General features: G+C 43.1%; 14 protein-coding genes. 2 read left to right on the top strand and 12 right to left on the bottom strand.

Features of this window, described 5'->3' with window-relative positions:
• Window positions 1–147: 147 nt before the first annotated feature.
• The 6 genes from ACY8D0_RS26185 to ACY8D0_RS26160 form a co-directional block, all read right to left on the bottom strand.
• The gene (locus ACY8D0_RS26185; protein ID WP_462413621.1) at window positions 148–1,503 is read right to left on the bottom strand and encodes an NAD(P)-dependent oxidoreductase; all 1,356 of its coding nucleotides are present in this window, start codon (window positions 1,501–1,503) and stop codon (window positions 148–150) included.
• Window positions 1,504–1,939: 436 nt separating this feature from the next.
• Window positions 1,940–2,749: a uroporphyrinogen-III synthase gene (locus tag ACY8D0_RS26180; RefSeq protein ID WP_462413391.1), complete on the bottom strand. Its 810-nt coding sequence runs from the start codon at window positions 2,747–2,749 to the stop codon at window positions 1,940–1,942.
• 52 nt (window positions 2,750–2,801) lie between these two features.
• On the bottom strand, window positions 2,802–3,476 hold the full coding sequence (locus tag ACY8D0_RS26175) for an NAD(P)H-binding protein (RefSeq protein ID WP_462413390.1): 675 nt from the start codon (window positions 3,474–3,476) through the stop codon (window positions 2,802–2,804).
• Between the two features lie 78 nt (window positions 3,477–3,554).
• Complete coding sequence (locus ACY8D0_RS26170; protein ID WP_462413389.1) at window positions 3,555–4,322, bottom strand: cobalamin-binding protein; 768 nt, start codon at window positions 4,320–4,322, stop codon at window positions 3,555–3,557.
• A gap of 66 nt (window positions 4,323–4,388) precedes the next feature.
• A complete protein-coding gene (locus ACY8D0_RS26165; protein WP_462413388.1) occupies window positions 4,389–4,982 on the bottom strand; it encodes a branched-chain amino acid aminotransferase in 594 nt (197 codons plus the stop codon).
• Window positions 4,983–5,111: 129 nt separating this feature from the next.
• Window positions 5,112–6,641, bottom strand: coding sequence for a DHA2 family efflux MFS transporter permease subunit (locus ACY8D0_RS26160; RefSeq protein ID WP_462413387.1), 1,530 nt, complete (start codon window positions 6,639–6,641; stop codon window positions 5,112–5,114).
• 192 nt (window positions 6,642–6,833) lie between these two features.
• Here ACY8D0_RS26160 and ACY8D0_RS26155 point away from each other — a divergent pair, with 192 nt between their 5' ends.
• Complete coding sequence (locus ACY8D0_RS26155) at window positions 6,834–7,739, top strand: TetR/AcrR family transcriptional regulator (RefSeq protein ID WP_462413386.1); 906 nt, start codon at window positions 6,834–6,836, stop codon at window positions 7,737–7,739.
• Window positions 7,740–7,772: 33 nt separating this feature from the next.
• Here ACY8D0_RS26155 and ACY8D0_RS26150 read toward each other — a convergent pair whose 3' ends face one another.
• Entirely contained in the window at window positions 7,773–8,147 is a 375-nt protein-coding gene (locus tag ACY8D0_RS26150) for a hypothetical protein (protein ID WP_462413385.1), read from the bottom strand.
• 187 nt (window positions 8,148–8,334) lie between these two features.
• On the bottom strand, window positions 8,335–9,486 hold the full coding sequence (locus ACY8D0_RS26145; protein WP_462413384.1) for a lactate 2-monooxygenase: 1,152 nt from the start codon (window positions 9,484–9,486) through the stop codon (window positions 8,335–8,337).
• A gap of 223 nt (window positions 9,487–9,709) precedes the next feature.
• Between ACY8D0_RS26145 and pepF the strand changes: the two genes are divergently transcribed.
• Window positions 9,710–11,524, top strand: coding sequence for an oligoendopeptidase F (gene pepF, locus ACY8D0_RS26140; protein WP_462413383.1), 1,815 nt, complete (start codon window positions 9,710–9,712; stop codon window positions 11,522–11,524).
• Between the two features lie 49 nt (window positions 11,525–11,573).
• On the opposite strand, the gene ACY8D0_RS26135 is transcribed toward pepF, so the two are convergent.
• The 4 genes from ACY8D0_RS26135 to ACY8D0_RS26120 all read right to left on the bottom strand — a co-directional run bounded on the left by ACY8D0_RS26135 (window position 11,574) and on the right by ACY8D0_RS26120 (window position 15,398).
• Window positions 11,574–12,686 carry a 5-methyltetrahydropteroyltriglutamate--homocysteine S-methyltransferase gene (locus tag ACY8D0_RS26135; protein WP_462413382.1) on the bottom strand — a complete coding sequence of 371 codons (1,113 nt, stop codon included), beginning with the start codon at window positions 12,684–12,686 and terminating at the stop codon, window positions 11,574–11,576.
• 254 nt (window positions 12,687–12,940) lie between these two features.
• Window positions 12,941–13,936, bottom strand: coding sequence for a VanW family protein (locus ACY8D0_RS26130; RefSeq protein ID WP_462413381.1), 996 nt, complete (start codon window positions 13,934–13,936; stop codon window positions 12,941–12,943).
• A 267-nt stretch (window positions 13,937–14,203) separates the two neighbouring features.
• Window positions 14,204–15,049 carry a hydrogenase small subunit gene (locus ACY8D0_RS26125; RefSeq protein WP_462413380.1) on the bottom strand — a complete coding sequence of 282 codons (846 nt, stop codon included), beginning with the start codon at window positions 15,047–15,049 and terminating at the stop codon, window positions 14,204–14,206.
• 259 nt (window positions 15,050–15,308) lie between these two features.
• Window positions 15,309–15,398 carry a hypothetical protein gene (locus tag ACY8D0_RS26120; protein WP_462413620.1) on the bottom strand — a complete coding sequence of 30 codons (90 nt, stop codon included), beginning with the start codon at window positions 15,396–15,398 and terminating at the stop codon, window positions 15,309–15,311.
• Window positions 15,399–15,406: the final 8 nt, after the last annotated feature.

Genomic DNA, 15,406 nt, shown 5'->3' with positions numbered 1-15,406 from the left:
TGAAATATTAGTTTAATATGTGTGAGAATGGTCATTGATTCTTGTTTTGCAAGAAGAAGAGGAAAATTTTGCAGTCTTTAAGCATTAGTAAAAACAAAAAGAAGATAGGTAGATGAAGTAGGTATAAAAACTCTATTTCTCTTAGAGTTAAGCCGTGCTTCCTAAAGAGGAGAATTGTTTATGGATGACATATGCAGCCAATTTTCCCTGCTGTGCCGCGGTTACGACCATAGCCTCGCCTTTGCCTTTTCCAAAAATAATATCGCCGCACGCGACTATTTTAGGATGGGAGGTTTGCAGTGTCTCTGGGTCTGCTTGAACCACTCCACCTTCATGCTCTAGGCCCAGCCCTTCAATTAAGGCAAGATGTCTGGTTTGCCCAATGGCTTTAATCACAGCATCCGCCGGGATCACGTGTTCGGAGCCTTGGATGGGGACAGGCCGGCGGCGTCCATCAGGTTCCGGATCGCCCAGCTTCATTTTGATGCATTCGACCCCGATCACCTTACCGGTTTCATCCCCGACAATTTTCTTCGGTGCCGTCAGCCAGCGAAACTCCACTCCATCCATTTTGGCGAAGTCATACTCAAAATCATAGGCTGTCATTTCTTCTGAGGTTCTTCGGTACAAAATTTTAACATTTTCCGCACCCAAGCGGATTGAACACGTGGCTCCGTCAATAGCGGTATTGCCGGCACCAATTACGACCACCCGCTTGCCAATGAACCGGTTGGATAATGTCTTCGTTTTGGTTGTCTTTACGAAATCAATAGCATCATAGACTTCTTTAAGATTTTCTCCTTCAATATCGAGATCGGGGACTTGCCCCATACCGGCTGCCAGTACGATCCGGTCAAATTGGTCCAATAATTCTTCTGCAGAAATATCTTTGCCCACCACAGTGTTGGTTCGAATCGTGACATTTAATTTTTTAACCTGTTCCACTTCCCAATAGGAAATTTGCTGCGGCAAGCGGAACGAAACAATCCCATAGGTGTTTAACCCGCCGGCTTTTTCGGCTGCTTCAAAAATGGTTACATGATAGCCAAGTCTTCCTAGTTCCCTTGCTGCAGATAAACCCGCCGGTCCTGCGCCAATTACGGCCACTTTTCGTCCATTTGGACTAGCAGGCTCAAATAGAGTTTTATCATTGTGAATGGCCCAGTCTGTCGCGTAACGTTGCAGTTTGCCAATCATAATGGGTTTGGTGGAATGATTAAGAACGCAAGCGCCTTCACATAATTCTTCTGTTGGACATACTCTAGCACAGCTGGCCCCGACTGGGTTGGAGGACATAATGGTTTTGGCAGACCCAAGATAATTCCCGGATCCGATTTTTTTAATAAAGGTTGGAATATCAATACCAGTGGGACAGGCTTTTATGCATGGGGCGTCATAACAATAGAGGCAGCGGTTCGCTTCTTCGATTGCTTCTTGATTCGTTAGTCCTGATTCTACCTCCTGAAAATTTCTTTCCAGGTTTGTTAAGGAAATCCTTTGCATCTTTTCATTTGGCAAAAGAAGCCCTCCTTTATAAGAAATCTAGAGTTAGGCAGAGCGCGTGTGTAAGCGCTTTAATATTTTTTCTTCAAATGAACCTTTTTTCGCCTCCTATATTGTTTAATGGAAATTAGAAATGATACAGAAAATTCTGCACTCCAACTTCATTTTACAGGCCCATGCCGCCCAAATCACCTGACAATCTGTAAAAAAATCCATGCATTTTGCTATCCAATATGTAAAAGTTCTACCGGCATGTATTGAATCACAATCATGTACCTCTTGTTGTCTACTTCAATTTACCATATTGATTTTGCAAAAAATGTAAAAACCCATCGAGTCGTCAGCTTATCTGCCCAACTTTTTAATCCAAGCCATTTTATCCAGCATGCTGTTCAAAAGTACAGGCTGCCTCCATTGGGGCAGCCTGTTTTTTACATTATCTGTTTATGAAGTAACGGGAAAGTTCGATGATCATCGCTCCCATTCGTTCGAGTTCTGGGACTAATAGACGATCGATTCCCTCTTCTCTCAATGCCTCGGCTGTAACCTTTCCGACAGCCGCCGCCAAACATTGCTTTTGAAAGCATTCCACAATAGTGGAATGGATTTCTTGCTCTCTGGCATAATCAAATAGGGATCTAACCTGAACAGCGGTCGTAAAACAAACGGAATCACATTGGTTCTTTAATAGCTCTTCGCACAAGCGTTCTACAGTTTCTGTTTCCGGTTTTATATGCTGGTAGGGGAGAATTTTTGTCACTTTCGCCCCCCTGTCCTCGAAAAAAGAGGTTAATGATGGGGCAGATTCCCCATGGAGCTGAATCATGACTTTTTTTCCTGTAAAGTCTTGGTTTTCGAGGGCACGGACTAATCCTTTTGTCGTCCCGTCTTCAGCAACGGCATCTGGGGAAATCGATAATTTTTTAAGCGCAGCCAGGGTTTTATAGCCTCTGGCAGCCACTTTCGCCTCCTTTATTCTAGTTAGGAATGAATCAGCTAAATGAATGTCTGACGCAAGATTGACCAGCGTCTCAAGCCCGATTCCCGTCGTGAATACAACCCATTCCGCCCCATCATGAATGAATTTTATGAGGTCTGGCTTTACTTGTTCTTCCGCTAAAAAAATGGTTCCTTGAAGCGGCCGCACCAGCGGAATACCCCCTTGCTTTTCAATCAAGGTGCTGATTTCCTCAATTTTTCGGGACCCGGCTATAACTACCCGTTTTCCTGATAAACCTTTCTCCATTGTTAAACCTCCCGTGTTTATTGCTGGTAAAAAAAGGGCCGAATTCTATCGCTCATGTAACATTTTTATTTGCCATTTCTTCAATCTCATGGGAAAGGTAAATATGTATACCGGTTTCACTTGTTTTTGCTGCAGCTGCCATGGCTAGGGCTACCTTCTTTGCCTCGATGGCTCTAAATGGACGAAGAGGCCCCTTCATGAGTGAATTTAACACTGGACTGGCCTTTGATGCCAGTTGTTCCCCAAAGCGGAACTCTCCCCGTTCCCCTAACAACAACGACGGCCGAAAGATGTGCAATGCCGGCAATGGCAAATTTTTTAGGTTTTCCTCCAACTGACCTTTCACTTGATTATAAAAAAATAAGGATTTAGGGTCGGCTCCCATTGCAGAAATGATCAGGAATCTTTCTGTTCCTGCACTCACAGCCAACTTAGCAGCTTGTAAGGGATAGTCATGGTCCACTTTCCTGAAGGCTTCTTTTGTTTTTGCTTTTTTTATCGTTGTACCTAAACAACAAAATACATCGTTGACATCAAATAAATCCGCATATTGATCCATATTCTCATAATCTATTTCATGAATTTCGCAGATTGGGTGGTTCCAATCAATCGGTCTGCGGACAAAAAGATGGATCTTTTGATAATAGTTTTGCTGAATCAGGCAATCAACCAGTTCTCTGCCTGTCAAACCGCTTGCCCCTAGTATAAGCGCTGTCTTAGGATTCATTTTTAGACTCCTGTAGGAAATTAATATACTTTCTTTAAATATAAGAATATCTGTTCTATACGTAGCCTACTTCCAAAACTATTCATGAATCAGTTTTACAAGTTTTTCTAACCCCTCTATTAATCTTGGCGAAGGACGGCAGTAAAGTTCCTCTTCCAAAATGAAGATCCTTTCGTCACCGGACCATTTCAGTCTCTCATAACCTGCCCGATTTTTAATCACGTTTTTTTGAACCTTTTCCTTTCTGACTCCCACCCATGCAAGACAAATAAAATCAGGCTTCCGGTTGACAACATCTTCCCAATTTGTCTGGACACTTGCTAATTCAATGTCATCAAAAATATTGACGGCTCCCGCTGCTTCGGATATTTCTGTCAGCCAATTGATTTTCCCGGGCGTAAAGATTGGCTTCGGCCACCACTCCCAGTATAGCCTTGGCCTAAATGCAAACGATGCTGTTTTTTGCTTGATTTTTTCAAGCCGGCCGCGGAACTGGTTCGCTGCTTCCCGTCCGCGAGCAGATTCCCCAAGGGCTTCAGCCGTGGTCACCAAATCCCGCTCAATATCATCCAGTGATTGGGGATTCAATACGATATGCGGAATCCTTCTTTCTTTTAGACCCTCTACATTCCTTTCCATGCCAGGGACACTTAGTGAAGCCAGCACCAGATCTGGCTGCAGTTGTTCAACGAGGTCCATATTAATCGATAAGTCGGGACCCAATCTTGGAAGCCCTTTAACCGACTCCGGCCAGTCCGAAAAATCATCCACACCCGTAAGTAAATGAGTGAGTCCCAGGTACTCCATGACTTCGGTATTACTCGGACACAAAGATAAAACCCGCAAACAATCCAACTCCCTTCCCGTCTCTCCTTTATGCCTCTCTTTTAATCGATTAACTGCTATAGCCTTTTATGATTCGGATTCAATGGACTCTACCAGCTTAAACAGAAATTGATAAATCAACTGGTAGGCTTCTCCGATTGACATATTTTCATCAAAGCCTTCGATATAATTCAAGGCAAAATTAACATTCCAAAGCCCATCTTCGCTGTTAAATAGCAAATCAAAGCTGGCTTCCTCCCCGTGTAAGTGGCTTGTAAGGTATTGCTGGATTTGGGGCTTAAATTTTTTCTGGAGCTTCAGACCTAACATGACATCGTAGGTTCCGAATACATCGTCCAGTTCCAGTGAAACCGCATCAACAAGGACAATGTCAAACCATTTTGATTCAAGATAAAGAAATTCGTTTTTATGTTTATAAAAATAGACAAGAGGCTGAGCCAGAAACGCTCCGGCCTCGTTGCGGATCATATTTTCTGTTTCTTTATCGCAACGCTCAATATAGGCATCGAAAAATCGTTCCTCTGCATCTGTTTCAGCGATTGGAATAGTGACCAGACCATGCTTCTCGGCATAGGCTTTTTCCTCATGAAACAACGATACCAACCCATTTTGGCCGTTCTCTTGTTGTGCAATATAATGTTGAACCCGATTCTTTAACATGAATCATCCTCCAGTAGTACATTTTACTATCATATTGAAGTTTTTTTGCAAAAAAATCAAATGATAAAGAGGCATTCATGGGTGGAATATAAAAAAATAGGTGACTGTCCAAGTCACCTACACTTGAGTTTAATTATTGGCAAGTTTTGAAGTCATCCGGTTGTCTTGAGGATTGAGCTTTAACGGGTCCTCTGCCTGTTTAACCCGTTTGATAAAGAAGGCCAAAATAAGTGCGAGGCCAGCCACAAATACCGTGACATAGAAAGAGTCATTGATCCCTTCGAGCATAGCCTTCATCGCCACTTCTTGTTTGATTTGGGCCAACACTTCCGGTGTCGGCTGCTGGGTCAAGTGTTTCATCGCCTCCGCGCCAATCTCTTTGGCATGGGTCTCGGTCCTGTTGGACATGATCGTCACTAACAGAGCCGTGCCAATGGCCCCGGAAACTTGCTGTAAGGTGTTGTTCATGGCCGTGCCGTGTGGATAAAATCTTGCCGGCAGCTGATTTAATCCATTAGTGGATACCGGCATCATGACCATGGACATACCGAACATCCTGGCAGCGTATAAAATGATCAAGTGGGTATAAGTTGTATCAAGCGATAATTTACTAAACTCATAGCTTGTAATGACCGTAATGGTTAAACCAATAACCGCTAAGATTCGTCCGCCGATTTTATCGAACAGTTTGCCGGTAATCGGCGACATTAACGCCATGAGAATTGCTCCAGGAAGCATTAATAGTCCAGCATCCATTGGTGATATCCCTCTAAGGGTTTGCACATAGATCGGCATCAGCAGCATTCCGGAAAACATGGCCATCGTCACTACCATGGAAATGGTGACGGATAGAGCATACATCGGATATTTAAAGATTCTAAAATTTAGCATCGGCCGTTCATTTCTTAATTGCAGGAGGATAAAAATGACTAAGCAGACTACCCCTACTGCAACAGTTCCATATACGAGTGGGCTATCCCACCCTTTTTTTCCAGCTGAACTAAACCCATATAGCAATCCGCCAAAACCAGCGCTGGATAAAAGCAAAGAAACAAAATCAAGATGGATATTGACCTTATCCTTTTTGTCCTTAATTAAAAAGAAACCAACAATGAGGATGGTGATGGCAATCGGTGAAATAAAATGAAACAGCATCCTCCAGTCATAGTGCTCGACAATCCAGCCAGACAACGTTGGACCGATGGCCGGTGCCCCCATCAAGATTAGGCCAAACACTCCCATGGCTGCTCCCCGCTTCTCAATAGGGAAACTGACCAGCATTACATTCATTAATAAAGGCATCATGATGGCAGAACCGGAAGCCTGGGTCATCCGCCCCGCCAATAGCACGGGGAAGGTATGGGCTGTTCCTGCCAATAATGTTCCGATCGTAAATAAAGTCATGGCGGATAAGAATAACCGCCGTACCGTATATTTTTGAATTAAAAACGCAGTCGTCGGGATTAATACCCCATTAACCAGCATAAACCCGGTTGCCAGCCATTGGACTGTTGATGCTTCCACCTGTAAATCCTTCATAATCGATGGAAGGGCAATATTCATTAACGTATTGTTTAAAAACGCGATAAAGGCTCCAATCATCAGGACAGAAATAATCCCATACGGGGGCCGTTTTGACTCTTGAATTGTCTGCTCCATTCGTAATTCCTCCCCTGTTAAACCCCTTGTTCATATTTTTATACCCCTGTTACATAATTACCTATATTATACTGTAATTACAAAATATGCAATAAAAACCTTCCAGTCTTTAACTTGTTTGTAAAGGGAAGAAAAATAGGTTAGTATGGAATTGTACACACAGTACAATTTTTTAAACTAAGGTGATTTTTCATGAACGACAGAAAACAGCATGTCATTAAAATGGCGAACCAGCTTTTTATTGATAAAGGCTTTTTCTCTACATCCATTCAGGATATTTTAGAATATAGTGGGATTTCCAAAGGTACCTTCTATAACTACTTTACCTCCAAAAATGAATTATTAATGGCGATTATTACATCTACAACCCATGAGCGCGAGAGGCTTCGTGATGAATTATTAGTCGGACAAGACCCAACAGATATCGAAATATTGATCAAACAGGTGGAGTTTCAACTGAAACTGAACCGAAAAAGCGGATTGCTTACACTATTTGAAGAAGTATCTGTATTAAATGACTCGGAACTCAAGCATTTTATGGAACAGAGCCGTTTGAATAATATCCGCTGGATTTACAGCCGGTTTCTGGATATTTTTGGTGTGGCCACCCAGCCATATCTGTTTGATTGTGCGGTCATGTTTATGGGAATTCTCCGTGAAAATATTAAATTCTATCGAATGGCCCATGAATCTAATGTAAATATCAGCCGTGTAGTACGTTACAGCGTCAAACGGATAGAAATGATGGTCAAAGATGTGGAAAATGAAGAAGATCAGTTGATATCTCCTGCTTTATTAGAAAAACTGCTTCCAAATGGGAATAAATCGAATCAATCTCTTCAAAAGCAGTTGCATCATCTTGTGTTTACCATCAAAAATGAATTGGACAGTCAAACTCAATTAAACAATCAAGTGAATTTGCTAGATTTTATCGAAGAAGAATTGCTTGATTCTAAAAAACCGCGCCAATTCTTAATTCAAAGCGCAATGGATTCTTTAAAAGCGGACGGGCAGCTTCAGGCAAACAACCATTATATGAAGCTGGAGCGATTACTGGAGGAGTACTTCATGGAAACAGAAGCCTCGAAAACCCCCTGACTTTTCAGGGGGGTAAATCAATCCATATGTAAGCTAATGAAAGAAAGCTCTTTGAATCTCCCAGATAAAAAAATGCCGTGAATACTGTCTGACTTCCACAACGGCATCTTCTCCATCCTTTGTAAAAATCAAACCTGAACCCATTTGTTCCTTATAATCCCATCCTTTCGTTTCCATATACTCTTTCACGATTTTATAGTCTTGTTTGTTCGCATTTTCGGACATATACTTTCTTCTCTTGTCCGTTTTGGTGACCAAAACATAGTCTGAGTCCGACAAACGGAGTTTTGTAGCGGAAACTAGCATCGCGATTGGATTTCCCTCTTGGAGTAAAGGGGAGCCAAACGAACTGATGAGTAAAAATAATCCTATTCCCATGACAACAATGAAATAAACAGAATTTCTCATCAGCATCTCCCTACCCTTCCGTATTGCTTTATTTATAATATATAGACGATTTTCCTATGTGAATTGTTTCAATTTCAGATAAATATTTCCATTTTAGATAATAAAAGGCTGTCCCTACAGTCACGCCGAAGCACGACGAATAGATGGAACAGCCCAGTAAGGTTTGGTAACAGGACCTGTTGTTTCCCTAAGCTCTTTTCAGCAAATTCTGGTTTAATTCAGAAACGGATTTTTTACCAGACAATGCCAGCGTCAGGTCAAAATCCGCGATTAAGTTGCGTAACACCTGTTTAACGCCTTCTTCACCTGCCAGTGCCAGTCCATACATGTAAGGCCTTCCTACAAGGACTGCTTTTGCTCCTAAACATAATGCCTTAATGATATCCGAACCACGTCTAATTCCGCTATCCATCAACACAGGAATTTTCCCCTGCACTTCCTCAACTATTGCTGGCAATGCATCAATGGCCGCTATCGCCCCATCCACTTGTCTTCCCCCGTGGTTGCTGACAATGATGCCATCGACTCCATGTTCGATGGCGAGACGGGCATCTTCAGAATGCAGGATGCCTTTTAATAGAATCGGCAGGTTCGTTTGCTGTTTGATAAAGTCCAGATCAGCCCATGTCAGTGCGGGATTTCCGAAAACCTGAGCCCAAAGCATGATCGCGGATTGCATGTCTTCTTGTGGAGGGCAGTCCAGTCTTGACAGGAAGACTGGATCCTCAAGGTAATTTCCTATTCCTTGCGCTTCCAGGAATGGCAGATAGGCATGCTCGATGTCTTTCTCCCGCCATGCCATCATCGGGGTGTCCAATGTAATGACAATCGCATCGTAGCCTGCTATTTCTGCCCGCTTAACCATACTGGCAGCAATTTCCCGGTCGTTGCTCCAATAAAGTTGGTACCACCTTGGACGATCGCCCATTACAGCGGATATTTTCTCTAAACTGTATGTAGAAGCTGTACTTGCGATAAACGGAAGATCCATTCCGGCAGCAGCCCGGGCTGTGGCCAGTTCGCCATCCGGGTGAACAATGGACTGGACGCCAACGGGTGCCAATAAAATAGGGTAGTTCAGTTTTCTCCCAAAAAGTTCAACTGTTAGGTCTCTTGATGAAGTATCACAAAGCATTCGAGGTACAATTTTCCACTTGTTAAAGGCTTGGTTATTTTCTTTGGCCGTCACCTCCGCACCCGCCGAAGCAGCCACATAGTAAAATGGCTTGGCGCTGAGATGCTCCTTTGCCTTTTTCTCCAGCTCTTCATAGGAAACCGGAATAATGTTTTTTTCAAACTGTTGATACACTTTAAACTGAACCTGATTCCCAAAACTCATAGACTCCCCTTCTTTTCTCCGAAACTAGTAAACGTTTTCACTATGATGGTATCATTGTAAAATCAACAGGTCAACGAGTTTGCAAAATATTTAGATAATAATACTTTTGGCATAACAAAACAAGAAAAACCTCGAAAATTGAGTAGTTATGTGTTGACTTAATTTTCGAAAAAATTATATTATAATAATTAGTCACACGAATTATCTATAGGAGGACAATCACATGGAAAAATTAGTTGAAAAACGGCTTTCCCGTTCTGAAGTGCCTGAGGAACTAACTTGGGACTTGAGTGCCCTATATCCTTCAGAACAGGCTTGGCAAGAGGAACTGGCATTAATCCAACAAGAATTGGGGCAATTCGGTCCATTCAAAGGAACTTTACATACAGGTTCAAAAGCACTTCTGGAATGCCTGTTGGCTCAAGAAAAGCTCACAGAGAAACTTGTAAAAGCCGGAACCTATGTGGAATTGCGCCAGGCAGCTGACGGGACAGATTCTGTCAATCAGGCGAATACCGCTAAATTTGCAGCCCTTCAAACAAAATGCATGGCTGCCCTTTCTTTCATCAATTCGGAGATTCTTTCTTTAGCAGAAGGAACCGTTGAGAAGTATCTAGAGGAAGAACCGCAACTCGAAGATTTCAAAAAAGTCCTATTGGATTTGCTCAAATCGAAAAACCACCAGCTTTCACCGGAAACAGAGCAAGCATTGGCAGCCTTAGGGGAGGTCCACAATGCCCCTTATCAAATTTATCAAATGACAAAACTGGCGGACATGCAGTTTGCGCCGATCCAAGATGAACATGGAAATGAACTGCCTGTATCCTTCGCTTTGTTTGAAAACCGCTACGAATTTACGGCAGATACTTACGTCCGCAGGGAAGCGTGGAAATCGTTTGTTTCAACCTTAAAACAGCATACAAATACCATGGCCGCAACTTATGCAACAGAAGTGAACAAACAGGTAGCCCTTGCACGGCTAAGAAACTATGAATCTGTCACCCATATGCTTTTGGAGCCGCAGCAGGTTTCAGTGGACATGTATAATAATCAGATTGATACCATTTTTAAAGAATTGGCTCCGCATATGCGCCGGTATGCCAAATTAAAGCAACAGGCATTGGGTTTAGATGAAATGCAGTTCTGCGACCTCAAAGCTCCATTGGATGCTGATTTTAATCCAAGCACCACTTTTGAAGAAGCAAGTCAATTAATCTTGGAAGCACTAAAAGTCATGGGTCCTGATTACTGCTCCATCATTGAAAACGGCTTTAAAGAAAGATGGGTAGACCAGGCCGATAATATCGGAAAGTCTACTGGTGCCTTCTGTTCCAGCCCTTACGGAGCGCATCCTTACATTCTGGTCACCTGGCAGGATAATATGCGCGGCTGCTTTACTTTGGCTCATGAATTCGGTCATGCCGGACATTTCTACTTATCTAACCAAAACCAGAGAGTCATGAATACACGACCATCGATGTACTTCATTGAAGCTCCATCCACGATGCATGAAATGCTGCTCGGCCGCCATTTACTTGCCAAAACAGACGATAAGCAAATGCGCCGCTGGGTCGTTCTTCAGTTGTTGGGCACTTATTATCATAACTTTGTCACTCATTTGCTGGAAGCAGAGTACCAACGGAGAGTCTACACGCTGGCTGAGTCAGGCACGGCTTTAACAGCGAGGACATTAACCGAAGTCACCGGGGACGTTCTAAAGGAATTCTGGGGTGACAGTGTGGTCATCGATGAGGGAGCCTGCTTAACCTGGATGCGCCAGCCACATTATTATATGGGATTATATCCATATACCTACTCTGCGGGATTGACCGTATCCACGGCCGTTTCCCAAATGATTCAAGAAGAAGGCCAGCCTGCTGTCGACAGATGGCTTGAAGTTCTTCGCGCCGGCGGTACCAAGAAACCGCAGGAACTGATCAAACAAGCAGGTGTCGACATGTCCACTCCGGAACCAGTCCGTAAAGCTGTGTCTTATGTTGGTTCGCTTGTGGATGAATTAGAGCGCTCTTACGAATAATGACGCACGAGAAAAGGCTGCCCCCCTGGGACAGCCTTTTTATTGTTTATTACTTCCATACATCCTCGGCAATTTCCACCACATGGCGCAATTTCGCCCATTGTTGCTCTTCCGTCAATAAATTTCCTTCTTCTGTGGAAGCAAATCCGCATTGCGGACTTAAACATAATTGGCTTAAATCGACATAACGCGAAGCCTCATCTATTCGTCGCTTTATATCTTCAGGATTTTCCAATTCTCCATGTTTAGAGGTGATCAGACCAAGGACGATGTTGAGGTCTTTTCTGTTTACAAATCTAAGAGGCTCAAACCCGCCTGCCCTGTCACTGTCATATTCTAAGAAAAATCCATCGATATTCAGACCGGCGAATAGTGTTTCCGCAACAGGCTCGTATCCTCCGGATGAAATCCAGGTAGAACGGAAATTTCCACGGCAGATGTGCATAGTAAGAGTCATGTCATCTGGACGGTTGTCCACTGCTGCATTAATAGTTTGGGCATAAAGCGAACTCAATTCATTTGGATCAAGTCCTTTCGCCTTTAACTGCTCTCTTTGTTCATCTGAACAAAGGTATGCCCAAGCGGTGTCATCTAGCTGAAGGTAACGGCATCCGGCATCGTAGAAGGCTTGGATTGCTTTTTTGTAAGCAACTCCCAAATCATGGAAAAACTCTTCCCTATCATTATAGGCTGATTTTTCAATTTCCCCTCTGAAGTGAAGCATGCTGGGGCTTGGAATGGTCATTTTCGCCGTTTGGTCACCTGCAATGCTGTGAAGAAACTTAAAGTCTTCTAGCATTGGATGCTGGCCAAAATCCAGTTTTCCGGTAACCTTGATTCCGCGTGACTTGGTTTGGGTTTGCTTAAATTGGATACCAGCATCTGCTGTGTACCCCTCAACCCCTACTAGTCTTTCAAGAAAGTCAAAATGCCACCATGAGCGGCGGAATTCCCCATCCGTTATCGCTTCCAGGCCAATTGCTTTTTGTTTTTCCACAATGCGCCTGATCTCTTCATTTTCAACATCCCTTAATTGTTCGGCCGAAATGGACCCTGCCGCTCTTTGGGCACGTGCCTGCTTGACAGGCTCTGATCTTAATAAACTTCCAACCTGGTCGGCCCTGAATGGCCCTTTTTTCAAACCTAATGAAGTGTTTCCCATTCCTGCTAATCCCTCACTTACATGTATGTATAGTCAAAGTAGATAAGTAAAATCCACATAGGATTTAAATATAAGTATTAATGAAATTTAAAGAATTGTCAAACTTGCCAGAATGGATTAATAGAAAGGGCTTTTAGCACTTTGCTATCATATTGCTTTGATTATGATAGAATTATCCTTTCATAAAGCTAATAGAATGATAAAGGCAAGAATAAAAAAGGATTTGCCCATGTTTGACGGACAAATCCCAATTTTTAATTTCCTTGCGCATACAGGGTCTGGTAGGCTGCAGAAGTTCTTACTTCCACTGTCAGCTTACCTCTTTGGTAAATGGATTTAAGAATTAAAGGAACACCAGTTGTATTTTGAAATTGGAAGTCCTTTCCCCCATAGGATACGGTTGCATCCCGGCCCGCAGGCACATAGCCAACAGCTAAAGAATGGTGATTCCATTCAACGTAATGGACACCCAATTTATCGATGGCATTAAACAGAGTGGATGAAGTCTGGCAAATGCCGCCGCCTATTCCGTCGACCAGTTGTTTGTTGACGATTTCTTTTGCCGGCTGGTAGCCATGCTCTGCATCACTCGGACCTACCGTGAAATTAAAAGAAAAAGTATCCTGTACTCCAATAATCGTGTTATTGATGGCTTGGGCCGATAACTCGATGTTTTTTGACCTGCCTGCCACACCGCCATCAAAGTAAGTGGTATAGGAACCCAATACTACCTGATCCAACGATCCAAGGTCTTCTGGTTTATAGCCGCTTTCGGTTACATAAATAGGCAGCAGTACTTCTCCGCCATCAGCGGAAGCATTTAAAATCCTTTCGACTAATTCGGTCTCTTCCATAATAATTCTTGGCTTCCCTTTGATGACTTGACCAGTAGCATCGATTCTGTCGGGAGTCATCTTCTGGTCATATCCTGTCGTTGTATCCGTCCCCCTTGCAAGTTCTCTGGCCCATTTTTGCAGTTCCTGCTTATAAGAGTCCGGATTGGTTTCAAACCCCATTTCTTCCGGAAGGATGGTTTTTATAATTGACTTTGTGTTGGGGTCTATGACATTAACAGTGATGGGCTTAGGTACCTCCGCCTGCATGGGTGGTTTTTCGATGTTTTTGTCAGGCTGTTTAGTTGGAATTGTCACTTTTTTAGGAGTTTGTTTTGCCGATTCCTGCGCGCACCCTGTTAATCCTAGCAAACTACTAATCAGTAAAATTGAAATGCCCCATTTTGCCCTAACCATTATGCCATTTCCCCTTTTATGTTTGTATAAGATGGGACAATAATCAATCCCACCAATTATCCTATTCTAAAAGACATGTCTAAATGATGACATGTTTAAATGCCTGATTCTTACGATCATACTCACTTCCATCATTATAATTCAGAAGGGTTGTCGAAATTTGTTCCTTTAACACTTTGAAAAAAATAAAAAACCACAGGTGACTTGTAATACCGGCGGTTTAAAATATAAAAAATCAAATTTTCCTAGGACGACATCCATTCCGATTCATCTTTTCTTTTTACTGACAAATCCGCCTTTATCCCAAAATCCCTTTTCGGAACAGCCCATACAAGTGTAACCGGCAGCAATACAGCGATCCTGTCCCATCCTCTCGCATCCATTGAAGGCCGCTGGACCCTTACACCCTAATTTATATAAACAATACCCAAGTTGTGCTCCTTGATCGTCAAAGGATTCAGCAAACAGTTTTTGGTCAAAATACGGTTTTCGGTGGCAGGCCATGTGAACGGTGGTTTGGTAAAACATTTTGGGCCGTAGCTTTTTATCCAATTCTGGGAGATTACCGTGAAAATGGATGTGCAATAATGTTCCAATCATAACTTCTGGAATAGGAGGACAGCCAGGGACAATTGCCACTGGTATCTCATCCGGGATAAGGGTTCTTATATCACCGGAATCGGTGGGAGTTCCTCCGGCCGCAGGTAAACCCCCCCATGCGGAGCAGCTTCCGAATGCCAGCACAGCTTTAGCCTTTTTGGCTGCACGAATGATTTCCTCCCTTACCGATTTTCCGGCAATCATTAAAAATTCATCACTCGCGGGGATGCTTCCCTCCACCACGAGCACATATTCACCCCGATATTTTTCAAAAATGGACTCCTTGTGTTCCTCCACCTGATTCCCGCTGGCAGCGGATAATAACTCACTATACTCTAAGGAAATAAAATCCAACATGGTTTCCAATGTGCTCGGCGAAAAGGAACGCAGAAACGCTTCCTTGCACCCTGTGCAATCCAGAGCGCTAATCCAGATTACCGGCAGCCTGCTATCGGTATGCAGCAACATTTCTTCTGTCACATGAACCGTTTCTAACCAATTGTATGTCTGCATTTTTGGTTTCCCCCCTTGGGTATTTGTGCCAGTCTTCCATGACAAACTTACTCTCCTAGGCTTTGTTTGATGGCAGCAGGTTTCATTTTCAATGGAATTATACGATTATAACGAAGCTCTGTCTATTACTTGTGAAATAATTCACAAAACATTCTTTTACATAAATGCATGATAAAAACATGCGAAATATTACCGTTTCTATGTGGGCCTGTTTAAAAGGAAATGCTTGCGGCAGCACCACCTTTTTGGACAAAACTTATTATTCACATGCATAATGATTGTGGTCGCGGTCCATTTTTACCTGGTACCGGGTGTGTGGAAGGAACACCGTAGGGTACAACTTACGCAGTTCTGTGC

It is taken from the genome of Neobacillus camarae, assembly GCF_054950115.1.
Note: the sequence above shows the minus strand (reverse complement) of the source record. Positions and strands in the feature narration are given on the sequence as shown.